The sequence below is a fragment of the Lysobacter korlensis genome, from assembly GCF_042434515.1.
Genome location: NZ_JBHLTG010000005.1, coordinates 208,344 through 234,119 on the forward strand (window position 1 = coordinate 208,344; position 25,776 = coordinate 234,119).

Annotated in this window: 22 protein-coding genes; 5 read left to right on the forward strand and 17 right to left on the reverse strand. The window is 70.1% G+C overall.

What is annotated here, in order from left to right; all coding sequences use genetic code 11:
* Positions 1 to 3: 3 nt before the first annotated feature.
* From manD to ACFFGH_RS20340, 3 genes are all read right to left on the reverse strand, one after another.
* On the reverse strand, positions 4 to 1,242 hold the full coding sequence (gene manD / locus ACFFGH_RS20330; RefSeq protein ID WP_386671712.1) for a D-mannonate dehydratase ManD: 1,239 nt from the start codon (positions 1,240 to 1,242) through the stop codon (positions 4 to 6).
* A gap of 96 nt (positions 1,243 to 1,338) precedes the next feature.
* Positions 1,339 to 2,193, reverse strand: a complete 855-nt coding sequence (locus ACFFGH_RS20335) for an NAD-dependent epimerase/dehydratase family protein (RefSeq protein WP_386671714.1) — start codon at positions 2,191 to 2,193, stop codon at positions 1,339 to 1,341.
* 55 nt (positions 2,194 to 2,248) lie between these two features.
* Positions 2,249 to 3,751, reverse strand: coding sequence for a DUF5060 domain-containing protein (locus ACFFGH_RS20340; RefSeq protein WP_386671716.1), 1,503 nt, complete (start codon positions 3,749 to 3,751; stop codon positions 2,249 to 2,251).
* 148 nt (positions 3,752 to 3,899) lie between these two features.
* On the opposite strand from ACFFGH_RS20340, the gene ACFFGH_RS20345 reads away from it, so the two are divergent.
* Positions 3,900 to 6,497: a family 78 glycoside hydrolase catalytic domain gene (locus tag ACFFGH_RS20345; protein ID WP_386671718.1), complete on the forward strand. Its 2,598-nt coding sequence runs from the start codon at positions 3,900 to 3,902 to the stop codon at positions 6,495 to 6,497.
* Positions 6,498 to 6,518: 21 nt separating this feature from the next.
* On the opposite strand, the gene ACFFGH_RS20350 is transcribed toward ACFFGH_RS20345, so the two are convergent.
* Together ACFFGH_RS20350 and ACFFGH_RS20355 are read right to left on the reverse strand one after the other, a co-directional pair.
* Positions 6,519 to 7,754 carry a multidrug effflux MFS transporter gene (locus ACFFGH_RS20350; RefSeq protein ID WP_386671720.1) on the reverse strand — a complete coding sequence of 412 codons (1,236 nt, stop codon included), beginning with the start codon at positions 7,752 to 7,754 and terminating at the stop codon, positions 6,519 to 6,521.
* Positions 7,751 to 9,721, reverse strand: coding sequence for a beta-galactosidase (locus tag ACFFGH_RS20355; protein ID WP_386671722.1), 1,971 nt, complete (start codon positions 9,719 to 9,721; stop codon positions 7,751 to 7,753). Before ACFFGH_RS20355 ends, ACFFGH_RS20350 begins: the two co-directional genes overlap by 4 nt.
* A gap of 167 nt (positions 9,722 to 9,888) precedes the next feature.
* Here ACFFGH_RS20355 and ACFFGH_RS20360 point away from each other — a divergent pair, with 167 nt between their 5' ends.
* Positions 9,889 to 10,182, forward strand: coding sequence for a hypothetical protein (locus tag ACFFGH_RS20360; protein ID WP_386671724.1), 294 nt, complete (start codon positions 9,889 to 9,891; stop codon positions 10,180 to 10,182).
* Between the two features lie 21 nt (positions 10,183 to 10,203).
* Here the strand turns inward: ACFFGH_RS20360 and ACFFGH_RS20365 are convergent, their stop codons facing one another.
* From ACFFGH_RS20365 to ACFFGH_RS20400, 8 genes are all read right to left on the reverse strand, one after another.
* Complete coding sequence (locus ACFFGH_RS20365) at positions 10,204 to 10,890, reverse strand: hypothetical protein (protein ID WP_386671725.1); 687 nt, start codon at positions 10,888 to 10,890, stop codon at positions 10,204 to 10,206.
* A 6-nt stretch (positions 10,891 to 10,896) separates the two neighbouring features.
* On the reverse strand, positions 10,897 to 11,817 hold the full coding sequence (locus ACFFGH_RS20370; protein WP_386671727.1) for a carbohydrate ABC transporter permease: 921 nt from the start codon (positions 11,815 to 11,817) through the stop codon (positions 10,897 to 10,899).
* The gene (locus ACFFGH_RS20375; RefSeq protein WP_386671729.1) at positions 11,814 to 12,788 is read right to left on the reverse strand and encodes a carbohydrate ABC transporter permease; all 975 of its coding nucleotides are present in this window, start codon (positions 12,786 to 12,788) and stop codon (positions 11,814 to 11,816) included. Before ACFFGH_RS20375 ends, ACFFGH_RS20370 begins: the two co-directional genes overlap by 4 nt.
* A gap of 85 nt (positions 12,789 to 12,873) precedes the next feature.
* Positions 12,874 to 14,187, reverse strand: a complete 1,314-nt coding sequence (locus ACFFGH_RS20380; protein ID WP_386671730.1) for an ABC transporter substrate-binding protein — start codon at positions 14,185 to 14,187, stop codon at positions 12,874 to 12,876.
* 114 nt (positions 14,188 to 14,301) lie between these two features.
* Positions 14,302 to 15,252: a glycoside hydrolase family protein gene (locus tag ACFFGH_RS20385; protein ID WP_386671731.1), complete on the reverse strand. Its 951-nt coding sequence runs from the start codon at positions 15,250 to 15,252 to the stop codon at positions 14,302 to 14,304.
* A gap of 23 nt (positions 15,253 to 15,275) precedes the next feature.
* Entirely contained in the window at positions 15,276 to 16,388 is a 1,113-nt protein-coding gene (locus tag ACFFGH_RS20390; RefSeq protein WP_386671733.1) for a Gfo/Idh/MocA family protein, read from the reverse strand.
* Complete coding sequence (locus ACFFGH_RS20395; RefSeq protein WP_386671735.1) at positions 16,385 to 17,500, reverse strand: M24 family metallopeptidase; 1,116 nt, start codon at positions 17,498 to 17,500, stop codon at positions 16,385 to 16,387. Before ACFFGH_RS20395 ends, ACFFGH_RS20390 begins: the two co-directional genes overlap by 4 nt.
* Positions 17,497 to 18,498, reverse strand: coding sequence for a LacI family DNA-binding transcriptional regulator (locus ACFFGH_RS20400; RefSeq protein ID WP_386671737.1), 1,002 nt, complete (start codon positions 18,496 to 18,498; stop codon positions 17,497 to 17,499). Before ACFFGH_RS20400 ends, ACFFGH_RS20395 begins: the two co-directional genes overlap by 4 nt.
* 153 nt (positions 18,499 to 18,651) lie before the next feature.
* Here ACFFGH_RS20400 and ACFFGH_RS20405 point away from each other — a divergent pair, with 153 nt between their 5' ends.
* Genes ACFFGH_RS20405 through ACFFGH_RS20415 form a run of 3 tightly spaced genes read left to right on the forward strand, consistent with a single transcriptional unit; the run spans position 18,652 to position 21,630 of the window.
* Entirely contained in the window at positions 18,652 to 19,614 is a 963-nt protein-coding gene (locus tag ACFFGH_RS20405; protein WP_386671739.1) for an NAD-dependent epimerase/dehydratase family protein, read from the forward strand.
* Positions 19,604 to 20,563 (forward strand): 5-dehydro-4-deoxyglucarate dehydratase, encoded by a 960-nt coding sequence (locus ACFFGH_RS20410; protein ID WP_386671741.1) that lies wholly within the window; start codon positions 19,604 to 19,606, stop codon positions 20,561 to 20,563. Before ACFFGH_RS20405 ends, ACFFGH_RS20410 begins: the two co-directional genes overlap by 11 nt.
* On the forward strand, positions 20,560 to 21,630 hold the full coding sequence (locus ACFFGH_RS20415; protein ID WP_386671743.1) for a mandelate racemase/muconate lactonizing enzyme family protein: 1,071 nt from the start codon (positions 20,560 to 20,562) through the stop codon (positions 21,628 to 21,630). Before ACFFGH_RS20410 ends, ACFFGH_RS20415 begins: the two co-directional genes overlap by 4 nt.
* Positions 21,631 to 21,646: 16 nt before the next feature.
* Here the strand turns inward: ACFFGH_RS20415 and ACFFGH_RS20420 are convergent, their stop codons facing one another.
* The 4 genes from ACFFGH_RS20420 to ACFFGH_RS20435 all read right to left on the reverse strand — a co-directional run bounded on the left by ACFFGH_RS20420 (position 21,647) and on the right by ACFFGH_RS20435 (position 25,744).
* Positions 21,647 to 22,372: a cupin domain-containing protein gene (locus ACFFGH_RS20420; protein WP_386671745.1), complete on the reverse strand. Its 726-nt coding sequence runs from the start codon at positions 22,370 to 22,372 to the stop codon at positions 21,647 to 21,649.
* Positions 22,369 to 23,271 (reverse strand): DUF6807 domain-containing protein, encoded by a 903-nt coding sequence (locus tag ACFFGH_RS20425; RefSeq protein ID WP_386671747.1) that lies wholly within the window; start codon positions 23,269 to 23,271, stop codon positions 22,369 to 22,371. The genes ACFFGH_RS20420 and ACFFGH_RS20425 overlap by 4 nt, the downstream gene beginning before the upstream one ends.
* A gap of 23 nt (positions 23,272 to 23,294) precedes the next feature.
* On the reverse strand, positions 23,295 to 24,623 hold the full coding sequence (locus ACFFGH_RS20430) for a Gfo/Idh/MocA family protein (RefSeq protein ID WP_386671749.1): 1,329 nt from the start codon (positions 24,621 to 24,623) through the stop codon (positions 23,295 to 23,297).
* 98 nt (positions 24,624 to 24,721) lie between these two features.
* Positions 24,722 to 25,744 (reverse strand): glycoside hydrolase family 43 protein, encoded by a 1,023-nt coding sequence (locus ACFFGH_RS20435; protein WP_386671751.1) that lies wholly within the window; start codon positions 25,742 to 25,744, stop codon positions 24,722 to 24,724.
* Between the last annotated feature and the right edge of the window lie 32 nt (positions 25,745 to 25,776).

Here is a 25,776-nt window from a genome sequence, read left to right on the forward strand (position 1 = left end):
CGCTCACCAGTCGTGGATGGTGCCGTCGGCGAGCCGGTTGAACGGCAGGTAGGCCTGCACGTATGGGTACTTGCCTGCCTCGTCGGTGTCGAGCTCCACACCGAGACCGGGCTGGTCGCCGGGGTGCAGGAACCCGTCCTGCCAGCTGAAGGACTGCCGGAACACCGAGTCGGTCTTGGCGCCGTGCTTCATGTACTCCTGGATGCCGAAGTTGTGGATCGCCAGCCCGAGATGCATCGCGGCAGCCATGCCGACCGGAGAGATGTCGGTCGGCCCGTGCATGCCGGACTTGATCTGGTACTGCGACGCGTACTCCAGCACCTTCTTCAGATGCGTGATGCCACCCGTGTGGGTGACGGCGCTGCGGACGTAGTCGATCAGCTGCTCACGGATGATCTGCTGGTAGTCCCAGACCGTGTTGAAGATCTCCCCGATGGCGAGTGGCGTGGTGGTGTGCTGCCGCACCAGGCGCAGCGCCTCGGGGTTCTCGGCAGGGGTGCAGTCCTCCAGCCAGAACAGGTCGTACGGCTCCAGCGACTTGCCGAGCTGCGCCGCCTGGATCGGGGTCATCCGGTGGTGGCCGTCATGCAGCAGCGGCAGCTCCGGGCCGAACTCGTTTCGCACCGCCTCGAACACGGTCGGCACGTGCCGCAGGTAGGAGCGCGTGTCCCAGTCCTCCTCGTTCGGCAGCGCGCCCCGCTGTGCCGGCTCGTGATCGTACCGCACGCCGGTGTTCGCCTCGAAGGTCGCGTTGGATGCGATGCCGTAAATCGACTTCAGCCCCGGCACGCCGGTCTGGATCCGGATCGCCTTGTAGCCGGCCTCCTGGTGTTCCCGGACGCTGTCGAACAGCTCCTGCGTGGTCTTGCCCGACGCGTGACCATACGCGAGCAGCCCGTTCCGTGATGCACCGCCGAGCAGCTGGTAGAGCGGCATCCCGGCCGCCTTGCCCTTGATGTCCCAGAGCGCCATGTCGACCGCGGCGATGGACGCCATGGTCACCGGCCCCCGTCGCCAGTAAGCGCTGCGGTAGAGGAACTGCCAGGTGTCCTCGATGCGGCTGGCATCGCGCCCGAGAAGCAGCTGCACGACGTGGTCGCGCAGGTAGCTCACCACGGCGAGCTCCCGCCCGTTGAGGGTTGCGTCACCGAGCCCGGTGATCCCCTCGTCGGTAGTCAGCTTCAGCGTGACGAAGTTCCGGTCGGGGCTCGTGACGACGACTTCGGCTTTCTCGATGATCATGATGGTCCTTCCGCCTTCCGAATCCATTCAAGCGACGGATCCCGCCGGTGTCTGGAACCGGCGAGGTTCCGGACACGCTCGCCTAAGACCCCGCGATCACCCCTCGGGCCGATACTCGTCCCGCCAGGCGTGCTCGGCGCGGAAGCCCAGCTGCTGCTGCGCCTTCCGCGTCGACATCAGCGACTCGAACTCGCCCAGGTCGTCGGCGACCGGCGTGCCCGGGAACCAGCGCTCGGCGAGCTCCGCCGAGGGGATGCTGTTGCCGCTCTCGGGGGCGGCGATGTTGTACACCTCGAGCCCTGGCTTGCCGTTCGCGAGCGCGAGTGCCACCGCGAGACCACCGTCGCGGGCGTCGATGTAGGAGCCGAGCAGATCCCGCCGGTACGTGGGCTCACCCGCGCGGGCGAAGGTGCCGTAGTCCTCCGGGGCGACGATATTGGTGAAGCGCAGCGCGGTGATGGACAGCTCCGGGTCCCAGCGCACCAGCTGCCCCGCCAGAGTCTCCTCGAGCACCTTCGTCAGGCCATAGGTGTTGTTCGCGGCGGTGTAGCTCTCGTCGACCGGCAGCGCCGGCGGCGGCTCCTCGAAGGGGAACCCCATCGCGGTGATGCTGGAGGCTGAGACGATGCGACGGATGCCGGCGCGGTGGGCGGCGAACAGCACGTTGAACGACACCGTCATGTTGTTGTGGAACGTGGTCGCGTCCGGCACCAGGCCGTTCACCGGGATCGCGGCGAGGTGCACGACCGCGTCGAGGCCGCTGTGGCGGGCGGTCACGCCAAGCAGGGTGTCAAGGGTCTGCCCGTAGTCGGTGAAGTCGACGCGGGTGAACAGACCGCCGTGCGGCGCCGGGTTGAGGTCGAGCCCCAGCACCGAGTGCCCGTCGGCGGTCAGCCGTTCGATGGTCGCCCGCCCGAGCTTGCCGGAACTTCCCGTCACCGCGATGCGCACAGCACTCTCCCTCGTGTCGTTCCAGTGGCTCGGATCATTCTGGCGGACGGCACCTTCACGAAACGCGGGTGATGCGCAGGGCGATGGCCGCGCCCGCCGGCAGCTGCACGGCGCCGGGCGCCGTGGCGGCGTTCCGCCCCACATGATCGAGCTCGAAGATCTCGTTGACCGGTGTGATGGTCATGTGCCACGTGTCGAGGATTTCGACGCGGAACCGGTCGCCGATCTCAAGTCGCTCCCCCTCCACACCCTGCGGCAGCCAGAAAGCCCAGGACCCCGGGCTGCGCCTGCCGAGGTAGCGCAGATACATCCGGCCCGGGATGCCGACCGTCGAAGTGTCGTCGTCCCACTTGTCGATCGGGTCGAGCCCGACACCGTCGACCTCCTCGAGGATGCGCCGCAGAAACTTCAGCCGGGCGGGACTCGTCCCCTGGAATCGCCCGCCGGAGACGATGTGGAGGCTGTCGCGTTCGTCCCGGAAGCTCTCCCCGTGGCTCGCGTATACGCCGCTCACCGTGGCGATCCAGAACCGGTGGACGAGCTCTTCAGGGGTGAGGTTCCCCCACCGCTCCACGGTGTCGCCCTCGTACTTGATCTCGTCGAGCACGATCGGCTTCCGGTACGCGTCCCGGTAGAGCACCGCACGGCCCGGCTCCGCCACCGCCCACCCGTTCTGGATCGATGCGTGGGTGACCCACGGCTTGTTGTAGTCATAGAGACGGAGCCAATTGTGAATGGAGCGCAGCCGCCCATACGGGTCGATCGCCTCGAGCTGGCGGAACACGTCGTCCCACCGCTCCTCCGGCCGTTCGTGCTGGTCGTACTCGTTCGCGAGTGACCACCACACGTTCCGGTACGCGGACAGGCGCGCGACGAGGTAGCGCAGATACGTCGCGTCCTGCTCCGCGGTGAGCCCGTCGAGCCCGTACTGGCCGCGGTCATAGGGATGGAGAATGATGACGTCCGCCTGGATCCCCCGCTCCAGCAGATCGGCGACCGCCCCGTCGATCTGCTGGAAGAACTCCGGATCGGGGCGCTCGACATCCCAGCCGCCGTCGTCGGTGCGGGCGAACGGGAACCGCTCGGGGATGTGTGCGATGTGGTTTCCGCCCTGCGGAAAGACGAGGAACCGCAGCTTGTCGAAGCCCGCCTCCGTCACCGCGTCGAGCGTCTCCAGATACAGCTCGGGCGGCTGGTGCACCCAGTTGTAGACGGTCGTCCCGACCGGGCGGTATGGCGTGCCGTCGGCGTGCGCGAAGTGGAACATGCCTGCGACGAAGACGGGCCCGTGGTTCCCGGCCGTCGGTTCGGACGCCCGGAACCCGCCCTCGAGGCCGTCCAGCCCCGCTGCGTTGCTCGTGATGCGGTACCGCCAGTGCCCCGGCGTCGGCGGCGAGAACCGCACGAGGTACCGGCCATCCCCGTCGTAGAAGCCGTCGACGGTGACCTCGTCGGCGCCGTTGCTGAACGTCGCGCTCAGCGCGACGTCGCGGAACGGGTTTCCGGAACTCGGTCCGTCGAGGACCGTCTCGAACACACCCCACTGCTCGATGGTCATTGGAATCGGTCCTCCGTCGGATCTTGCCACCAACATAGCGCTCCTTTGAAACGTGTCAATCTCTAGCGCGTGCGACAGTTGTTTGCATTACGCTTTCTCTTGAAACGTGTCATTTCTGACGCCCGGCCGACCACAATGAGGTGCATCCATGACGGTGATCCCGTCCGCTCCCACATTCGAGCACCACCGCGAGCCGCTCGGCATCGGCGAACCGCGGCCGCGGCTGTCCTGGCGCACGACGGCGCCCGGCTCGTGGTCGCAGGATGCGTACGAGATCGAGGTGGAGCGCGGCGACGACACGAGCTCATTCCCCGGCATCGGCGACGCGCAGGTGCTCGTCCCCTGGCCGGATCAGCCGCTGAAGTCCCGGGAGCGAGCGCGCGTGCGGGTCCGGGTGACGGGTGCCGACGGTTCCGTCTCGGAGTGGAGTGAGTGGGCGCCGCTCGAGGCAGGACTGCTCGATCCCGACGACTGGACCGCCGCGCCGGTCGGGGGCGCCTGGCCGGAGGACCGCGACTCCGACGACCGTCGCCCGTCCCTCGTCCGCCGGGAATTCGAGGTGCGAGAGGGGCTCGTCGCCGCACGCCTCTACGCGAGCGCGCACGGGCTGTACGAGGTGGAGCTGAACGGGCGGCGCGTCGGTGACGACGCGATGTCGCCGGGCTGGACCGTCTACCCGAAGCGGCTGCGCTACTACACCTACGATGTCACCGGCCATCTCACGTCAGGCGGCAACGCGGCCGGCGCGTGGCTCGGCGACGGCTGGTACCGCGGCCGGCTGGGCTGGCGGGGCGGCTTCCGCAACCTGTTCGGCGACGACCTGTCGCTGATCGCGCAGCTCGAGCTGCACTACGCCGACGGGACGATCGACACGATCGCGACGGATGAGTCCTGGCGCGCCAGCGTCGGCCCGATCCTCCGCACCGGCAACTACGACGGCGAGGACTACGACGCGCGCGAAGAGCTGCCGGGGTGGTCGTCGCCCGGCTTCGATGACTCGGCCTGGACTCCGGTCGCGCTGCGGCACCGGGATCCCGCGACCCTTGCGGCCCCGACCGGACCACCCGTGCGGTGCACCGAGGAGCTCCTGCCGGTCGACGTCTGGACCAGCCCGACCGGCCGGACCGTCCTGGACTTCGGGCAGAACCTCGTCGGCCGTATCCGGATCCGGGTGTCCGGCCCGGCCGGGCACACCATCGCGTTCCGCACCGCGGAGGTGATCCAGAACGGCGACATCTACACCCGACCGTTGCGCGACGCTCGGTCCGCCGACTCTTACACGCTCGCCGGGCGGGAGGTCGAGGAGTGGGAGCCGCGGTTCACCTTCCACGGCTTCCGCTACGCCGAGGTGACCGGCTGGCCGGGCGACGTGGCGGAGGCGGTCGCCGCCGGTGCCGTCATCGCCCGGGTGTACCACACCGATCTGGAGCGCACCGGCTGGTTCGAGTCCTCCGACCCCCTCGTGAACCGGCTGCATGACAACGTCGTGTGGGGGATGCGCGGCAACTTCCTCGACATCCCCACCGACTGCCCGCAGCGCGACGAACGTGTGGGCTGGACGGGCGACCTGCAGGTGTTCGCGCCGACCGCATCCTTCCTCTACGACGTCTCCGGGATGCTCACCGGCTGGCTCACGGACGTGGCGCTGGAGCAGCTGCCGGACGGCACGGTGCCCTGGTACGTGCCGGTCATCCCGGCCCACCACATGTGGACGCCGATCCGCCCCGGCGCCGCTTGGGGCGATGTTGCCGCCTTCACCCCATGGACCCTCTACGAGCGCTTCGGCGACACCGGCGTGCTCGCCGCGCAGTTCGACAGCGCACGGCGCTGGGTCGACCTGGTGGCCGGCATCGCCGGCCCGTCCCGCCTCTGGAACACCGGGTTCCAGCTCGGTGACTGGCTCGACCCCGACGCCCCGCCGCAGGACCCCGCCGACGCGAAGACCGACCGCTATCTCGTCGCGACCGCGTACTTCGCCGCCTCCGCGCGGCGGGTCGCCTGGATGGCCGACGTGCTCGGACGCCGGGACGAGGCGCGCCGGTACGCCGCCCTCGCGGACGAGGTGCGCGACGCTTTCGCCGCCGAATACGTGCTCCCGGACGGACGGATGACGAGCGACGCGCAGACGGCGTACGCCCTCGCCATCGCGTTCGACCTGATCCCGGACCGGAGGAGGCGGACCGCCGCCGGCCGCCGGCTCGCCGAGCTCGTCGCGGCGGCGGGCAACCGCATCTCGACCGGGTTCGTCGGCACGCCGCTCGTCTCGGACGCCCTCACCCGGTCGGGCGCCGTCGACACGGCGTACGACCTTCTGCTCGAGCGGGAGTGCCCCTCCTGGCTCTACCAGGTGGAGCAGGGCGCAACCACGATCTGGGAGCGCTGGGACAGCATGCTGCCGGACGGGACCGTCAACCCCGGCACCATGACCTCGTTCAACCACTATGCGCTCGGCGCCGTAGCCGACTGGCTGCACCGCGTCGTCGCGGGCCTCGCGCCCGCCGAACCCGGCTACCGCCGGATCCGGTTCGCGCCGCAGCCCGGTGGCGGGCTCACCTGGGCGAATGCCCGGCATCGCACGCCGTACGGTGACGCCGCGATCGAGTGGCGACTGGTCGACGGGGAGCTCGTGGTTGAGACCGAAGTGCCGACCGGAACCCGGGCGATCCTCGAACTGCCCGGCGCACGCGCGGAGGAGTTCGGTCCGGGGCGCCGCACGCACCGGGTGCCCGCGCCGGTGACCGTCTGAGCGAGGTGAGGAGCAGCCGGGCTACCGGCTGCTGACCGGCGCCTGGATTCCGCGAGCAGCCCGACGGTCCGCGGCGGCGGCCGGGGCGACCGCGATCAGCAGCACGCCGAGTGCCAGCACTTGGCAGACCAGCATGATGCCCACGGTCGGCAGCATGCTGCCGAGGCCGATCAGTCCGGCGAGGGGTGAGATGAGGGCGCCCAGTCCGGCGTTCGCGGCCCCGAGCAGGGATGCGGCGGTCCCGGATCGCGGCTTGTGATCCTTCAGCGCGAGCGCCTGGCTCGCCGGGTTGAACATCCCCAGGGCGGTCGTGAAGAACCACAGCGGCACCAGCAGCCCGAGGAACCCCGTGCCGGGGAGCAGCACCGCGCTCACCACCAGCACCACGGCGGACACGCACATCCCGATGCCGGCGCCGACGGCGATTCGGGCTGCGGACACGCGCCGGGCGAGCCGGGCGCTGAACTGCGCACCGAGCACCATCAGGCCGCCGTGTGAGGCGAACACGAGTGCGTACTGCGTGGGACTCAGCCCGTACAGCCCCTGGAAGAGGAACGCCGATGAGGCGAGATAGGTGAACATGCTCGCCCAGACCAGCGCGGCGACGGCCACCGTCGCGAGGTAGACGCGATCGCCGAGGAGCGTGCGGTAGTTCCCCAGCGTGACGGAGAGCACCCGGCCGCCGGGCGTCTGCCGCTCCGGCTCCCGGAGCGCCAGCGTGATCAGCACGACGGTGAGCGCGCCGTATCCGGCGAGCACCCAGAAGATGCCCCGCCACGACATCACCTCGAGCAGCATCGCCCCGAGCGACGGTGCGAACAGGATCGCGGTGCCGTTGACCATCGCGAGCCGCGCCAGCATCCGGATGAGCTCCGGACCCGCGAACGAGTCCCGAAGCACGGCGAGGATGATGATGCCGCTCGCCGCCGACGCCATGCCCTGGAACACCCGCCCCACGAGCAGCACCTCGATGCTGGGAGCCAGCGCGCAGAGGATCGAGGAGAGCACGTGCGCCATGAGCACGACGAGCAGCGGCCGCTTCCGTCCGACCGCATCGGACACCGGACCGGTGAGCAGCTGCCCGCCCGTCATCCCGAGGAACGCTCCCGTGAGCGTCGCCTGCACCAGCGCTTCGCTGGTGCCGAAATCGTCGCGGATCTCGAGGAAGCTCGGCAGGTACAGATCCATCGCGAGGGTCCACACCATCTGGGTGAGCCCGAGCACGACGACCAGGCGCAGCTTCGCTCCCCGAGTCATCGGCGGCGCAGCACCGCGAAGCCGAACGGCTCCAGCGACAGTGCTTTCACCTGCTCTCCGGAGGCCAGGTCGTCGACGGGCTCTGCGATCGCGATCCGCTCGGCCATGGTCCCGTGATTGATCACGACCAGCACGTCCCCGCGCTCGGTGACCTCGACCGTTGCCGGAAGTCCCGAGAGGCTGGGCTCGACGCCCGCCTCGTCCGCCAGATACCGGATCAGCTCATCCGCGCCGGACTCGGAGGGCACGGTGGCGAGGTAGTAGGCGCGGCCGGCGCCGGACTGCCGCACCGTGAAGGCCGGTCGTCCGGCGGTGCGGCCTTCGGCGAAGGTGCCGAGCACCTCGGCGGAGTCGACGGAGAGCTCCTCCGCGAGCAGCTCGCCCGCGAACTCCCCGACGACGCTGTCCACCGGTGCGGAGGTCTGGCCCAGCTGGCCGGGGAACGCGAGGGCGCCGAAGTCCTCCACCCGGATGCCGAGCAGCTCGCGGAGCTGGGTCAGGTACCCGCCCGGCCGGAAGCGGTCGTCCTCGTCGACCACGTCGCTGAACGCGGTGGCGAGCAGATGCCCGCCCGCGTCGACGAACCCGCGCAGGTTCGCCGCACCCTCTTCGGTCAGCAGGTACAGCTGCGGGGCCACGACGAGCGAGTATCCGGTGAGGTCGCCGGTCGGCGGAACGACATCGACGGAGAGGTGCCTGCGGTGCAGCGCCCGGTACCAGCGCTGCACCAGCTCGAGGTAGTCGAGGATCACCGGGTGGTCCGGATTCCGGAGGGCCCACCAGTTGTCCCAGTCGAAGACGATCGCCACCTTGGCACCGCTTCCGCCGGGCAGCTGCGGCAGAGCGGCGAGCTCGCCGCCGAGTGCCACCACCTCCCGCCACGTGCGCGTGTCGAGACCGGCGTGCGGAAGCATCGCCGAGTGGAACTTCTCGGCACCGCCCTGCGACTGGCGCCATTGGAAGAACAGGATGCCATCGGCGCCGCGGCCGACCGCCTGCATGCTCAGCGCCGCCATCTGGCCCGGCGCCTTGGGCGCGTTGCTGGGCCGCCAGTTGAGGGCGTTGGTCGACTGCTCCATGAGCAGCCACGGCACCTCGGGCTTCAGCGAGCGGACAAGGTCGCGCTGGAAGGCGGCCGCCCGGAAGCTCTCGGGATCGTTCGGGTCCGGGTAGGCGTCATCCGTCACGACGTCGACCTCCTGCGCCCACCGCCAGTAGTCGAGCGGTGCGAAGGCGCCCATGAAGTTCGTGGTGACGGGCTGCGTGGCGCCGGCGTCCCGGATCGCCTGCTTCTCCATCTGGAACAGCTCGAGGAAGGAGTCGCTGGTGAACCGGCGGAAGTCGAGCAGCTGTGTCGGGTTATGGCTGTAGGGCGCCTTCCGTGGCGGGAACACCTGGTCGAACGAGCCGTAGAGCTGCGACCAGAACGCGGCGCCCCACGCGCTGTTCAGCTCCTCGATCGTGCCGTACTTGCGCTCGAGCCATTCACGGAACGCGTCTCGCGCGTTGTCCGAGTAGTCGGCGTGCAGGTGGCAGGCGTACTCGTTGTTGACGTGCCAGAGCACGACGGCGGGGTGCGACGCGTACCGCTCCGCGATCGCCGTGACGAGCTCGCGGGCGAGCCGACGGTAGACGGGCGACGCGGGCGCGTAGTGCTGGCGGCTGCCGGGCCAGTAGGTGGCGCCGTTGTCGTCCTGCGGGAGGATCTCCGGGTATTTCGCAGACATCCACGGCGGCGGGGAGGCGGTGGCGGTGGCGAGGTCGACGGCGATGCCGCCCTCGTGCAGCAGGTCGATCACCCGGTCGAGCCAGTCGAAGTCGAACAGGCCCTCCTCCGGCTGGATCCGCGACCAGGAGAAGATGCCGAGGCTCACCATCGTGACGCCCGCCTCCCGCATGCGGCGGACGTCCTCCGGCCACACCGCTTCGGGCCACTGTTCCGGGTTGTAGTCGCCGCCGTAGTGCATTCCGTCTCCCGCCTCGATTTGGCGACCACCCTACAGGAAAGCGATTTCCTCCCCCTTCGAGAATCCGCCATCGTGGCGCGAATCCGTTCCGGACCGTGGCGGCACGCAGCCGCAGGCGCTCTGTGCGGCTCCGCTGGAACGGACGCCGCAGCCGTTACGCTCGCGTCATGACTCCCAACCCCTACCGGGCGACGCTCCTCGGTCTCGGCATCGGCCTCGTCGCCATCGGCGCCGTCACGCTGATCGTCGGAATCGTGAAGCAGAACTCCGTGAACGAGTTCGACGCCTTCGGCGACTTGACCGCCGGACTGGGTGAGCTCGCCTGGGGAAGCGGTATGGCGAGCAGCGGGCTCTTCGTCCTCGTCCTGTGGCTGGTCGTTTCGGCGATCCTCCATGCGCTTGCTCCCGCCGAGGACCCGGTCGAGCGGCGGGCGCGCCTCTCCGCCGAGCAACGGGGGTAGCACCGCGTTCCGGCGCGCTGGCTACTCAACCGGCGCGGCAGTGCGCCGTGGCCGCTGCGGGATCGCGAGGATCGCGAGGATCAGGCAGCCGATGCCCGGCACCACCAGGGGCAGCAGTTGCCAGCTGACGGCGCCCACGAACACCACACCCGCCAGCAGGTACAGCACGGCCACGGGATCGCTCCGCCACTCGGGCCAGCATCCGCGCAGCGCCGCGAGCCAGCCGCGCTCCGGCTCCCACAGCCGCGAGGCGGTCAGCAGCGTCGTGGCGACGACCGCGAGCCCCACCCAGCCGACGGCCAGCGCGAGACCCGCGCCCGGGACGACGCCGTCGTATCCGAGCATCAGGTCCACGGCGAGCACGGCGACGAGCAGCGTGAAGCCGAGCCCGACCGGGAGGCTGCGCAGCAGATTCCGGGGGGCCAGGTCACGCCAGACGAGCTCCATCGACGACGACTCGCCGCGCACGAACCGGCGAAGGTGGCGTGTGCCGACGGCGAAGGCCAGAGGAATGCTGACCACCGGCAGTGACAGCCCGGTCACCAGGATGCCGGTGAACAGCACCTCGCCGAACAGGGCGAACTTCGCGGTCGCACCGGGCAGCCTCCCCGGATCGTGCCCGTCACGCGCCGGCCCCGCGCCCGATCGCTCGTCGCGCCGGGCGGCCCGTTCGGCCCGCCGCTCCTCGCGCAGAGACCGCTCGGCCATCCGGCGTCAGCCCTTCAGGCCCTGCGTGGCAACACCCTGCACGAGGAAGCGCTGGAACACGATGAAGAAGATCAGGATCGGCACGAGCGCCAGCATCGACACCGCGACGGTGGCGCCGAAGTCGGACGTGCTCGTCGCGTCGTTGTAGAGGCGCAGCGCGATCGGCAGCGGGTATTTCTCCGGTGTCGTGATGTACAGCAGCGGGCCGAGGAAGTCGTTCCACGTCCAGATGAAGGCGAAGATCGCGGAGGTGATCAGCGCCGGCCGGATGAGCGGCACGATGATCGAGGTGAAGATGCGGATGTGGCCTGCGCCATCGATGCGCGCGGCCTCCTCCATCTCGCGCGGCAGCTGCCGGATGAACTGCACCATCAGGAAGACGAAGAACGCCTCCGTGGCGAGGAACCGGCCGATCAGCAGCGGGACGTAGGTGTCCACCAGGCCGATCTTCTGGAACAGGATGTACTGCGGGATGATCAGCACGTGGAACGGCAGCAGCAGCGTGCCGATCATGGCGGTGAAGAAGACGGCGACACCCTTGAACTGGATGCGGGCGAACGCGTAGGCCGCCATCGCGGAGGAGACGATCGTGCCGACCACCGCCAGGCTCGCGATGATCAGCGAGTTCGCGAAGAAGCGCCACAGCGGTGTGCCGCCGATGCCCTCCGCGACCTTGATGAAGTTCTCGATCGTCGGGTTGTCCGGGATCAGACCCGGGTTCGACCCGAACTCCGACGACGGCTTGAACGTCGCGAAGATCAGCCAGACGAGCGGGTAGAGGACCAGGAATGTCAGGATCGTCAGCACCACCGCCCAGACGATCGTCGGGACGAGCTTGCGCCGGTTCCGCCGGCGACGCGGCATGGGCGGCAGCGCCCCGGCGACGGCGGCCCTCTCGGGCGTGATCTCTCCGGTCGCCGTGGTCATCGGGAGTCCCCTCCGTAGTGAACCCAGCCCTTGGAAGTCTTGAACAGGATGACGGCGATGATCGCGACCACGATCAGAAGCGCCCATGCCATCGCTGAGGCGTAGCCCATCTGCAGGTCAGCGAAGGCCCGCTTGTAGAGATACACCGTGTAGTAGTTCGTCATCCCGGCCGGACCGCCGCTGCCGTTCGAGATGATGAACGCCGACGCGAAGATCTGGAATGCGTTGATGGTCTCGAGCAGCAGGTTGAAGAAGATCACCGGCGAGAGCATCGGCAGGGTGACGCTCCAGAACTTGCGGAACGGTCCCGCGCCATCGACGTTCGCCGCCTCGTAGAGCTCCATGGGAACCTGCTTGAGTCCGGCGAGGAAGATCACCATCGGAGCGCCGAACTGCCAGACGGCCAGGATGATCAGCATCGGCACGACGAGGTCGACGTTCGCCACCCAGCTGCCGAGCTCGATGCCGAAGAAGCTGAGGCCCCGGTCGACCGGTCCGTTGCCCTGGAACATCGCCCGCCACACGATCGCGACGCTGACGCTCGCGCCGATCAGCGACGGCGCGTAGAAGGCGGAGCGGAAGAACCCGGTGCCGCGGTCCTTGTAGTTCAGCAGCATCGCGATGCCGAGCGCGGCGGCGAGCTTGATCGGTGTGCCGACGAGCACGTAGACGAGCGTGATCCCGACGGACTGCATGTAGTTCGGGTCATCCGTGAACATCCGGATGAAGTTGTCGAATCCGATCCAGCGGGGGTCGGTGAACAGGTTGTACCGGGTGAACGCGAGATACAGGGAGATCAGCATCGGCCCGAGGGTCAGACCGAAGAACCCGATCAGCCACGGCGCGAGGAAGCCGTACCCGGCGAGGTTCTCACGCCGGTGGCTGCGCCGCTTCTGCGGACTGACCAGCGGGCCACCCGCCCGGCGCCGGAGCGCCGGGCGGGTGTTGTCCACCGCGGTTGGAGTAGCCACTGTGACAGGTGCTTGACTCACGGGTTCCTCCAGTAGTCGGTGGTGCCGATTCTGCTACTTCGTGCTGATTACCGGGTGTGCCGTTTTACTGGCTGAGGACGACGTCCATCTCGTTGAAGAACTCGGTGGCCGCCTCCTCCGGCGTGGTGGCGCCGAGGTTGAGGTCGACACCGAGCACGCGGAATTTCTCCTCCAGGGTGCCGTAGCCGACGATCGGCACCGGCGGCGCGTCGCCGAGGCGGTCCGCGATGGAGGCCTCGTAGTCGGCGATCTGCTGCGACAGCGGGTCGAGCTCAGCACCCTCGAGCTGCGTCTGCGATGCCGGCAGGCCGCGGTTGGTGCCGAAGGCCTCACCCGTCTCCGGTGCATTCACCAGGAAGTCGAGGAGCGCGACGGCCGCCTCGGGGTTGTCCGTGTTCGCTGCGATCGCGTGGAGCATCGAGGGCTTCAGGTAGAGGTCCTGCGCTCCCTCTTCAGCCGACGGCGGCGCGACGAGACCGAGCTCGGTGTACTCCTCGCCGAGGTTTCCGAGATAGCCGGCGCCGAAGTTGTCCCACGTCAGCTCGCTCGCGGTGAGTGCCGAGTCGAATCCCGACAGCGGGTAGACCTCCTCCAGGCGCTGCCCGGGGATGACCGTGCCGTTCTCACGGATGTCGGAGCCGAGCTCCCAGAACTCGACGAGCTGCTCCTGTGTGAAGTTCGGCTCGCCCTCTTCGGTGAAGAGGTCCTCGCCCTGGGCGCGCAGCCAGAGCTCGAAGTTCTGGATGCGCGACGTGTAGTCGGTGCCACCCCATGCCTCGACCCCCTGCTCCTCGGCGGCCTCCGTCACCTCGGCCATCCACGCCTCGTAGTCCTCGTACGTGCCGCCGCCCTCGTACGGCTCGACGCCGATCTCTTCGAGCAGCTTCGGGTTGAGGTACATGCCCCACGCGTTCGTCGACGTGGTGATGCCGTAGGTGGTGTCATTGACGACGCCGATGTCCAGGATGTTCTGGGCGAGGGGCTCCGTGTCGATGCCGCTGCCGAGGTACGGACCGAGGTCGAGCAGCAGGCCGTTATCGGCGTACTGGCGCAGGTAGGAGTAGTCGAACTGCATGACGTCGGGCAGGCCACCGCTCGTGGCCTCGATCTGGCGCTTCTCCCAGAACTCCGGGAACCCGAGGAAGCTGGAGTTCACCGTGACGTTGGGGTACTCCTCCTCGAACGCGGCGATCGCCTCGTCGTACATCGCGGCACGCACGTCGTTGCCCCAGAAGGCGAAGTCGAGCGTGACCTCTTCGTTCGGGTCGAGCGTCTCGGCGCCACCGCCGCCACCGCCGCCCGCGCAGGCGCTCAGGGCGAGCGCTCCAGTGATTGCGCCCGCCGCAATGGCGGTGCGTCGCTTCGTGAATCGGAACACCGTTGTTGTCCTCCTGGAACCTCGTTGTCGCCTGGTGCTTGGAACGCCGGGAAAGCGCTTCCCCGATAGCATAAGCGGCGGCTCGGGACAAGGCAAGTCGAGCCGGGAATGTTCTTATAACGATTCACTCAGCGCGGAGCGGGGCAATAGGAGCGGGGAGGAATCGTCCCGGTCACACCGCAGATTTCCGCGCTCCGCCCGGAGCCGGGCCGCCTGGAGAACGGTCGTGCGCGAGGCGGGATGCTCGGCCGCGTCGAGCGCGCCGTCCCAGTCCGGATGGGTGAAGTAGACGATACACGCCTCGTGCTCACCGGTTCGGACCACGTCGGCGTGCCTGCCGAACGTGCCATCCGCCGTCCGCCTGCCCGGCCGGCTGAGCAGCAGTCCGCGGTCCGCCTGCTGCACGGTCCACCGCACGCCGTCGGACGAGCGATAGACCCGCTGGCCGCGCCACTCGTCGACGATGAGCCAGTACCAGCCGCCGAGGCGGAACACGTTCGGGCCCTCGTGCGGCCGCCCGCCGATCACCCGGCCCTCCACCGTCCAGTCATCGAGGTCGCGACTCGTCGCCGCCCACGTGGTGGAGCCGTCCGCCTCGTCCTTGTACCAGAGGCGCCACAGGCCGTCCCCGCAGCGTTCGACCGCGGCGTCGATGACCCGGTCGGAGCTGAGCGGGATGTTCCTGACGAAGCGCCACGCACCGAGGTCGTCGCTCCAGTACTCGGCGATCCGACGCGGGACACCATCCCAGCGGTCGGGCACGCCGTCGATGACCGTGACGTATGCACGGTAGCGGGCACCGTCCCAGATCACCTCGGGCGCCCAGTGGGTGACGCCAGGCGTGTCGAGCCCGGGCGCGGTGCCGCGGTACCGCCAGTGCTCGCCGGTCTCGGACACCGCGACACCGATGGCGCTGCCGTGCACCCAGGCGACGCCCGGCCCGCCCGCGGTCGCGCGGCGCTGGGTGTAGAACATCCCCCACTCGCCGGTCGCCTCGTTCCGGATCACGACCGGATCCGCGGCCCCGTCGTACACCGGGTCGCGGAAGAGCGGCGCGTCAGGCACGGTTCACGTCCGGCGCGCTCATGTCACGCGCGGTGCCGCAGGTCGGTCACCGTGCTCTCGAGGCTTGCGCCGATGCCCGGAATGCCACGCAGCTCCTCCCGCCGCACCGGGGCACCGGTCGTCGAAGATGCATAGAGCGCCGCCACGATCTCGAAGCTCCGCGCCGGATCCGCCACCACGTCGGGCAGTGGGGAGCCCGCACGCAGGGCCGGGTACACCTGCCTGAGCAGGTCGAGATGCCCGCTCGCGCGTTCCGTCTCCGGGAAGTCCCACGACGCATCAGGCTCGACGCCGGGAGCCGGGGTGATCGACCAGTTCACATGCGAGTGCCCGTACAGGTGGTCCACGGTGATGGTGGCCCGTTCGGTGTCGATCCGGATCGAGCTGGTCTCCCGCGGGGACAGCACGCTCGTCACCGCCGACGCGACGGCGCCGCTCTCGAACCGCAGCACCGCCGTCGACAGGTCCTCCGTCTGCACGTCCCGCGCGAGCCGCCATAACCGTCCGTCGACACTCGACCACTCGCCGAGCAGGAATGCGAGCAGATCGAGCTGGTGGATGCCATGGCTGAGGGTCGTACCGCCGCCCTCCGTCGACCATTTGCCCCGCCACTCCACCTCGAAGTAGGCAGGTCCCCGGTACCAGAGCGTGTTGCAGAGGGCGACAAGCGGTCGTCCGAGGCTGCCGCCGGCCAGCAGGCGACGCACGTGCTCTGCCGCGCTGCCGGTGCGCTGCTGGAAGACGACGGCGAGCTCACGGCCGGCCCGCTCCCCCGCCGAGACCATGGCGTCCAGCTCATCGAGGGAGAGCGCCGGCGGCTTCTCCACGACCACGTGCGCGCCGGCGTCGAATGCCTTGACCGTCTGCTCGGCGTGCGCACCCGGCGGCGTGCAGATATGAACCACGTCGATCCCGCCGGCGGCGAGGAGCTCGTCGAACGAGTCGTACGACCTGGGGATGGCGTGGGTCGCGGCGAACGCCGCCGCCCTCCCCGGAACGGCGTCAGCGGCCGCGACCAGTTCTGCGCCGTCCAGCTCGGCGAGCGCCTCGGCATGGAGGCGGGCGATGGCACCCGTTCCCACGAGCGCGGCACGCAAGGGCGCGTCGGTTCGGTGTGCGGTGTGCGGTTCGGTCATGGTCGTCCCCTCTTCCTCCGACGGCCGAGGCCGGCGCGTTCCAGTTCGAGCTCGTCCGGGCGCGGGATACCGTCGACGACGGACGACGGCCAGCGAGGGTCAACGCTCAGCACCTCCACGCCGTGCTCGGTCGTCACCACGGTGTCCTCGACCTTGACGAGCGGGGCGCTGGGATTCCACGCGAACGCCTGATGCAGCCGGATCGGGTCTGCCGTGGCCGGCGTTGCGCGAGGGTCGCGGCCCGCGTAGCCCGCGGCGCCACCCTGGTGATGACGGCGCCATTCGCCCGCGGCGAACCCATTGGCGCCGTATGCGGCGATGCCGGCCTGGAACGCGTCGGCGAGGGTCGAGCCCGGACGGGATGCACCGAGAAAGGCCGCTTCCACCCGACGGAGGCGATCGGCGGCCTCCGTCTCGTCCGGCCGGGCGGCGCCGAAGCGGATCCATCGGGTGGCGTTCAGGATGAGACCGTTCCGGCGGGCGCAGACGACCAGCATGGCGCGGTCGCCGAGCGGTGCCTCGGTGGGGAGCGGATGCCGGTGCGCGAGGCGTTCCCGGCCCGCCGCCAGCAGCACGACCGGATCCATCCCGCGGTCGAGCAGCTCCGCGCCGACCCTGGCGGCGGCCTGACGCTCGGTGAGCTCCGGCGTGAGGGTGCTGAGGGCATCCGTCATCGCTGCCGCCGCATCGCGGCCGAGTGCACGGAACCGGGCGAGCTCCGTCGGCAGCAGCTCGGCGCGGGCACGGCGGAGGTCGTCTGCGACGTCCGCCTCGGGAAGCACCCTGCCCGGTGCGACCGTGCTCGGGTCCAGGGTCTCGTGCCACTCGACGGCGGACGTGCGGATGTCGTCCGGCAGCTCCTCGGCGACGAGCCGGTCCAGCTCGTTGCCGAAGGTCAGCACGACGTCCTCCGTCGCCGTCACCACCACGGCGAGCACCGGATCTCCGACGAGGCTCACCTGCACACGCGCACCGTCGAGGTACCAGGCGAGCGCTGGGGTGCTCCGCAGCACCAGCGCATCCGCGCCGCGTTCCTCGAGGATCGCGAGCACCCGCCGCCGTTTGATCTGCCGGTCGGCGGGCGACGGCGCCGAGTGCGGTCTGCCGTTCACGGTCTCCGCCCCGTGCTGTCGCGCACGACGAGCCGCGGCCGGAAGAGCACCGCATGCTCGGCGGGATCGCCGTCGAGAAGGGCCTTCAGCCGCTGCCAGGCCTGGGCGCCCAGCTCCTGTCTCGGCACCGACATCGTGGTGAGGCTGGGGGTTGCGAAGCGGGCGGTCGGCACGTCGTCGAATCCGGCAACGGCGAGACGGTCCGGCACAGGCACATCGAGCTCACGCAAGCGGCTGAGCAGGCCCAGCGCCACCATGTCGTTGAACGCGAGTGCGGCCGACGCACCGGTCGCGAGCGCGTCCTCCGCCGCTCGGTACCCGTCGTCGAGGGTGGATCCGACTGCGAGCTCGGTGATCCGGAACTCCGGATGCGTTGCGCGGAACTCGCGGAGACCGGCCAGGCGCTGCGCATTGGACGTGCTGGCGGGAGGGCCGGCCAGATACACCACATGCGTGTGACCGATTCCGAGCAGGTGCGACGCGAGCTCGCGGATTCCAGACGCGTAGTCGACGCCGACGCTGGCGGCCGCGGATTCGGGAACGGCGCGGTTGACGACGACCACGGGGTGCGAAGCAGCGATAACCTCGGCGAACTCGCGGTCCGGCATGCGCGGCGCGCACAGCACGAGCGCGTCGCAGCGGCGTCGCGCCTCGAGGGACGCGGAGCGCTCTTCCGCGGCGTCCTCCGCGGTGTCGGCGACCAGCACGCGGTACCCGTCCCGCGCCGCGCTGCGGCTGACCCCGCGCAGGATCCCCTGGAAGAGCGGGTTCTCGAGGTCGGGCACGATCATCGCCACCGTGCTGGTCCGCCCGCGCACGAGGCTCTGCGCCGTTGCGCTCGGCCGGTACCGCAGCTCCGTGACGGCCTGCCGCACCCGGGCGGCGATCGCCGGGTCGACGGTGGTCTTGCCGTTGAGCACGCGGGAGACGGTCGCCTGCGACACCCTGGCGTGCAGCGCGACATCGACGATCGTCGTTGCCCGGCGTTCCGCGATCACCGCTCTCCAGTCCTTCCCGGCCCAGGCCGGAAACCGTTTCCTGACCCTACCCGGCGCCCGACCGGCCGACAACACGCGAGTCCGATTGCGGGGGATGCGGCGCTGACGTAGGGTTGCGAGAAAGCGTTTTCTCACCCGAGCGATGGAGGCGGCGTGCGCGTTGTGGTCACCGGCGGGTCGGGCCGACTCGGACAGAGCGTGGTCACGGCCCTGACCGCCGCCGGTCACGAGGCGCTCTCGGTCGACCGGGCCGCGGTCGATCGGCTGTCGTGCCGGCAGGCGCAGATCGACCTTCGCGACCTGGCGGCCACCAAGGAGCTGTTCACCTCCTTCGCCCCGGACGCCGTCGTGCACCTCGCGGCCATCGCCGTGCCGTTCAGCGCGCCCGAGGACGTGATCCTCGCGACGAACACGCAGCTGGCGTACTCCGTGTTCGACGCCGCGGTCGCTGCGGGAGCCCGCGCGGTGCTCGCCGCGAGCAGCCCGACCGTGCTGGGCTACGGATCGCCGACCGGGTGGACCGCGCGCTCCCTGCCACTCGACGAGGACGCTCCACGGCTGCCGTGGAACGCCTACGCGCTGTCGAAGCAGCTCATCGAGGACATGATCGGCATGTTCGTGCGCAGGGTCGGCGACGGTGTGCGCTTCGGGTCCTTCCGGCCGTGCTTCGTGATCTCGCCGGAGGAGTGGGCCGGCGCACCGACGCAGCAGGGGCACACCCTGGAGGAGCGGCTCGCCGATCCGGCACTCGCCGCCGTGAGCCTCTTCAACTACCTGGACGCGCGCGATGCCGGCGAATTCGTGGTGGCGTGGCTCGAGACGAAGCGGCCCGTCCCGAACGGCACCGGCTTCTTCGTCGGCGCCTCGGACGCCCTCGCAGTGAAGCCCGTCGCCCAGCTCTGGCGCGAGTACGCCCCGCAGCTCGGAGAGAGCGCATCCGCCCTCACCGGCACGGAACCCGTGTTCAGCAGCTCGCGGGCGGAGCGGCTGCTGGGCTGGCGGCCGCGGCGGAGCTGGCGAACCGAGCTTCCTGCGGATGCGGTGGCGCGGCTTACCGGAGCATCCGCACCCGAGTCCACCCCCGAGCCGAACAGGATCGAGCCGCATGATGTCTGACACCTCCCGCGCCGCCGACGCTGAGCCGCTGTCGCTCGACGGCATCCTCTTCTTCCCCGTCACGCCGTTCACCGCCGACGGCGGGGTCGACCGCGACGTGCTCGCCGAGCACATCCGATCGAAGCTGCCGTTCGCTCCCGGCGGCATGTTCCCGGCGTGCGGCACCGGCGAGCTGCACGCGCTGAGCACGGCGGAGGCCGCGATCGTCGTCGAGGAGGCGGTCGCCGCCGCCGAGGGGCGGATCCCGGTGGTCGCGGGCACCGGCGGGCCGCTCGGCTCCGCGCTCGAGCTTGCGCGCAACGCAGAGCGGGCAGGGGCGGACGCCCTTCTCGTGCTGCCGCCGTATCTGGTGCAGGGCCCTGGCGCCGGCGTGACCCGGTACATCGAGGAGCTCGCCGCTGCGACCAGCCTCCCGGTCATCGTCTACTCCCGGGCGAACGCCCGCTTCACCGCGAGGCAGATGCGGGAGCTCGCCCTGAACCCGAAGGTGATCGGATTCAAGGACGGGGTCGGCGACATCGGGCTGGCGCAGGAGATCTCGCTGTCCGTGCGGGAGGTGCGGCCGGACTTCCTGTTCTTCAACGGGCTGCTCACCGCCGAGCTCACCCAGGGCGCCTACCGGGGGATCGGCATGCCGCTGTACTCGTCCGCCGCGTTCGCATTCCTGCCGGAGGTCGCGAACCTCTACTACCGCGCCTTCTCGGCGGGCGACGAGGACCTGCGGAACCGGCTGCTGCGCGAGTTCTACGTGCCGCTCGTCACGCTCCGTGACGAGACGCCAGGATTCGGCGTCTCGCTGATCAAGGCCGGATGCCGGCTGCGCGGGCTCGACGTCGGCGGCGTCCGGGCGCCGCTCGTCGACCCCTCGCCCGAGCAGCTGGGCAGGCTCGAGCGGCTGGTCGAGCGGGGACTGGAGCTGGCACAGGAGCTCGAGGGACCGTTCGCGTGACGATCACCGGGCTCGCCGTCCGGAGGATCCGGCTGCCCCTCAGCCGCCCGTGGGGCGCGGACGTGCGGCACGTCACTGTGCTCGCGGTCGACGTGACCACCTCCGACGGCGACACCGGACACGGCTTCTCCTGGACGCCGAGCATCGGCGCATCCGCCGTGCAGGCCATGCTCGAGGAGGACATCAGCGGCTTCGTCACCCGCCGCGACCCCGACCCGGAGCAGCTCTGGGACCCCCTCTGGCGGCACCTGCACGAGGCGGGCGGCGGCGGGATCACGACGATCGCGATGGCCGGCGTCGACCTCGCGCTGTGGGACCTGGTGGCCCGACGGCGCGGGGAATCCGTGGTGGACGCTCTCGGACGGCGGCAGCCGACCGCAGAGGTCTATGGCAGCGGGGTCAATCTGCACTACCCGCTCGACGAGCTGTGCCGGCAGGCCGAGCGCTGGGTCGCCGCGGGATACGGGGCGGCGAAGATGAAGGTGGGGCGTCCGGATCTCGCGGAGGACGTCGAGCGGGTCGCCGCCGTCCGCGGCATCCTCGGGCCGGACCGCAGGCTCATGATCGACGCCAACCAGCGCTGGGACCTCGACACCGCGATCCGGGCGCTCGCCGAGCTGCGCGCCTTCGATCCGGCCTGGATCGAGGAGCCGCTGCGCGCGGACGACCTCGCATCCCACCGGATACTTCGCGAGGCGACGGATGTGCCGCTCGCGCTGGGCGAGAACCTCCACACCCGCTACCGGTTCGCCGAGTTCTTCGAAGCAGGGGTGGTGCAGTTCGCGCAGCCCAACGTCGTGCGCGTGGGCGGCATCACCCCGTTCCTCCGCATCGCCCGGGATGCGGAGGCGGCAGGCGTCAAGGTGGCGCCGCACCTGCTGTTCGAGCTGTCCGGGCAGCTCGCGCTCACGCTCCCCCACCCGGCACTCGTCGAGAACGTGGAGGACGCGTCGTTCTCCGACCTGGGCGCCCTCGCCGAGGATCCCCCGGTCACCGTCACCGGAGGCGAGCTCCGCTTCACGTCGAAGCCCGGCCTCGGCATCCGCTTCCGCGACGACCGGACGTGACGGCGGAGCGCTGAGCTCAGTGCTCTGGCGGCCCCCAGGTCTGCAGCCGGCCGCACATTCCGAACAGCCGAGAACCGGGTCGCGGCTCACCCCGGACGACCGTGCCGTCGGCCAGATGAGCGCCGTCCCCCGCCGTGAGCGCCTCAAGCTGCCGGCGTGTCCGCTCGGTCTCCGCCTCGACCGTCTCCGCCCACAGGCCGCGCCAGCGCTCGACCCGCGGCCGCACCAGCTCGGTGGCCCGCCGATGGAAGTCGGTGAGCGCCGCGGGACCATGCTGTTCGACGGCCGCGCGGAGCTCCCGAAAGCCCTCCAGCGCGAGGTTCCGCCTCCAGCGCGCACGCTGCTCGCGCTGCCGCTCCGGCCAGTCCTGCGACAGCGACGCCGCCGCTTCGTAGGCGACGGCGTCGGCGAGGATCTCCGCGGGGAACGTGAACACGGCATCCCCCGCCTCCGGCAGGCCGGCGTTCTGCATGATGACGACGAGCTCGAGTCCGCCGTCGTTCACCAGTCTGTGGATCGTGCCGGGACTGAACCAGACCAGCGTCCCAGGGGCGAGCGGATGCTCCGCCGCGCCGCCGGCGCTGAGCGTCTGCACGGACCCTGCACCGGCGAGCACGACGTACCCCTCCGTCGACACGGTGTGCAGGTGCGGCGTGCCGCCGCTCACGCCGTCCTCCGACTCCCAGTCGTAGACCCGCAGGCCGCTCACCGCGGTGCCGCCTGGGAACAGCGGCACAGTCACGGACGCAGCTCCCCGGCGATCGCGCGGAGTTCCTCGCCGTCGAGCCTGAGATCGATGAACACGAACCGGTGCTGCAGGCGGAGTGCTCCACCCTCCGGCACGGCGATCGCCTCGTCGAACGACGGTGACGGTGCGAGCGCAGCGAACGGCTCCGCCCGGACGAACCACTTGATCGGAACGGCGGCGCTGGACGTGCCGGCGTAGGCGATCACGGTTGCACCGCCGTCGAGCTCGTCGTGCTCGCCGGAGAAGGACACCCACTCCGCCTCGCTGCCCATCACGTCGTCGGGTGAGGACCCGGTCGAGGATCTGACGGCGCCGCTCGTCCACGACCGCGGTCCCCGCCAGAACAGGCCGGTGTAGCCGGCGTTCTCCCGGCCGAGCGTGGTCGGGCTGCCGAAGACCAGCTCCGACCCGCGGACGTTCACGAGCTCGGTCGTGAAGTCGAGGACCCAGAGGGCGCGGTTCGCGTCGACCGAGAAACGGTGGCTCCGGGTCTCGGCGACCCAGCGCTCGCCCGTGGATGAATGCCAGGAAAGCTCCTCCAGAAACGAGACGGCCGCGCCGGCGCGCTCGACCGAGCGGAAGCGCTCATGGCGCATGCTGCCGAGGTTGTCGCGCCACTGATAGCCCGCGTCGCGCGAGAACGTCGGGCCACCCCAGAAGTTCTCACCGGAGACCTCGGACCAGGTCATCGAGAGGCCCTTGTGCCAGCGGTGGTCCCACGGGCGATAGACCGTCAGCGGGGCCCCGGTGAGCGTCCGCAGCGGATGGAAGAACGGCTTCGGCGATTCCTCGGTCGGCGCATCCGGTTCGAAGACGTACCGGGCGAGTTCCGCGTTCCCCGCGCGCACGACGAGGGCGTCCGGCTCTTCACGGATGGACAGGTCACCGGCCATGCTGCGTCTCCCTCCCCGGTGGATCAGACCCCGAGCTCGAGGTCCGCGATCCGCACCGGAAGCCCGGTCTCCAGGGACCGGTTGCCGGCGATCCCGACGGACACCGCCCGCACACCGTCGGGGTAGCCTGCGACCCGGTGCAGCGGCTCGTCGAGCTTCGTGCGGGAGAAGAGGTGCTGCAGTAGGTAGGCGTCGCCGCCGCCGTGGCCGCCGATTCCCTCCGGGATCTCGACCTCCTCGGCCTGCTGCCAATGCCGCTGCAGGAGCAGCCGCTCGCTGTTCGGGCGGAGGTCGCCGTCCGGAGAGTACGTGGGGTTGGCGCTGGGGTCCACGACGACCCGGCCGTCCTCGCCGATTCCGACGGAGCCGCGCTCCACGACCTCGAGCTCTGCGCGTCCCTCGGTGCCGTTCACGGCGACGCGGTAGCCCTCCCAGGGGCTGTGCGCATTGAGCGAGTAGCTGAGCGTCGCACCGGAGTCGTAGTCGACGACGAGCGCCAGGTTGTCCTCGATGGTGATGCCCTCATCGAAGACGTCGCGGTCGCGCAGATAGCCGTCGTGCTGCTCGTTGTCGAGGTACAGCGCCTTCGCCTTCGGATCCGCCGCCAGGTCGAGCGAGAACGGGTCGCCCTCGGCGTGCCCGGTGCCCCGCTCGGGCCGGTCGGCGAGCCCGCGGGTGCGGGCGTTCTCGGCGCCGTAGAACTTCAGTCCGCCGCTCGCGAAGACGCGGGCGGGGGCGGCGTCGATCCACCAGTTCACGAGGTCGAAGTGGTGCGAGGCCTTGTGGACCAGCAGGCCGCCGGAGTTCTTCTTGTAGCGGTGCCAACGCCGGAAGTAGTCCGCGCCATGCACGGTGTCGAGCACCCACTCGAACGTGACCGACGTCACCGTGCCGAGAGCCCCGGAGGAGATCAGCCGCTTCAGCGCGCTGTTCCGTGGGCTGTAGCGGTAGTTGAACGTCGTGATCACCTCGCGACCGCTCTGCTCCATCGCGGCGGCGATGCGGCGGACGCCCTCGGCGTCGATCGTGAGCGGTTTCTCCACCACCACGTCGGCGCCGGCGAGCAGTGCGCGGGAGACGTATTCCGCATGGGTGAAGTCGGGCGTCGTGACGACGACGCGGTGCACCCCGCTCTCGCCGATCATCCGCTCGATCTCACCGGTCTTGTAGCGCGCCGGTACGGGCAGCCCCGCGTCGCGGAAGATCTGCTCGTAGAAGTCGAGGCGCCCGGGGTTGGTGTCGCTCCAGGCGACGAGCTCGGCGACGTCGCCGTGGTCGCCGGTCGCAGCGCGGAGGTACATCTCCGCCCGGGAACCGGTGCCGATGATCCCGTAGCGTTCCGTGTCGGGCATTGCCGATCCCCTCGCGTCGTCGCCGCTGTTGAGAAAGCGTTTTCCTGCAGTCAGTTCTATCAGCCCGCATCGGCGCCCGCAAACGCGGGGGCGAGGGCTCAGGGGCCGTACAGGTCGCGCCGATCGGCGCCGAGCCGCAGTCCGCCGGCGTGCACGACGACCTCGTGCAGCTCGGGGCGCACCGTGGGCGTGTTCATGCCGCGGTGGAGTACCAGCATCAGTGTGCCGTCGAAGGTCTCGAACAGCATCCCGTGCCCGGCATTGCCGTCGACCAGCACGTCGCCCTGGATCCAGGGGCCGAAGAGGGAGCCGCTCGGCGAGACGGCGTACGTCTCCACGTACTCCCCGGCCGCTCCGTCCGCGCGGTACGACGCCCACAGCATCGCGAGGGCGCCGCCGGGCAGCCGCCGCAGCTGCGGCCCGTCGGTGACATACGGCGGCAGCGCCGCCGTGCCGGGGGTCCGCGTGCGGAGCCACGACGCTTCGGAGCCACGGAAGAGGTGCACGGGGTCCCCGACGGCTGAGCCGAGGTCGTCGGAGAGGCGCACCGCCTCCATCGTCCCATCCAGCAGCTGCACCCATTCGTGGGCATAGACCATCCAGGGCGTTCCGTCGTCGCCGACGAACAGGGTGCCGTCGAGCGCCATGAAGTCCGGTGGGGTCGTCGGACGGTCCGTGCGGATCAGCCGGAAGGGCCCCTCCGGCCGGTCCGCGACGGCGATGCCGACGCCGCGCATCGTGGGCTCGTACCGCGCACCCGTCCGCGCGTTCGAGACGGCGAACTCGTTCTCGCCCCGACGCACCGGGGAGAGCGCGGTGTGCGGGTCGTGCATCGTCAGGAACAGGAAGTACTGACCGCGGTAGGCATGAACCTCCGGTGCCCACGGCGCTGTCCCGGGGTCCGGCCACGCGCCGTCCGGCACCCGGAAGACGACCTCGGGTCCCGCCCAGTCGCGGAGGTTCTGGCTGGTGTATGCGACGATCCCGGTTCCGCGCCCGTCGGCCCGGCCGTCGTAGGCGGTGTAGAGCAGATACCGGCCGCTCGCGCGGTCGGTCAGGAGGAACGGGTCGTGCACCGGGATGCTGTGCAGCGGCGCTGTCGGACGTCCGGTCGGTGGCATGACGGTTCCTTTCCGGTCGAGGTATTGAAGCA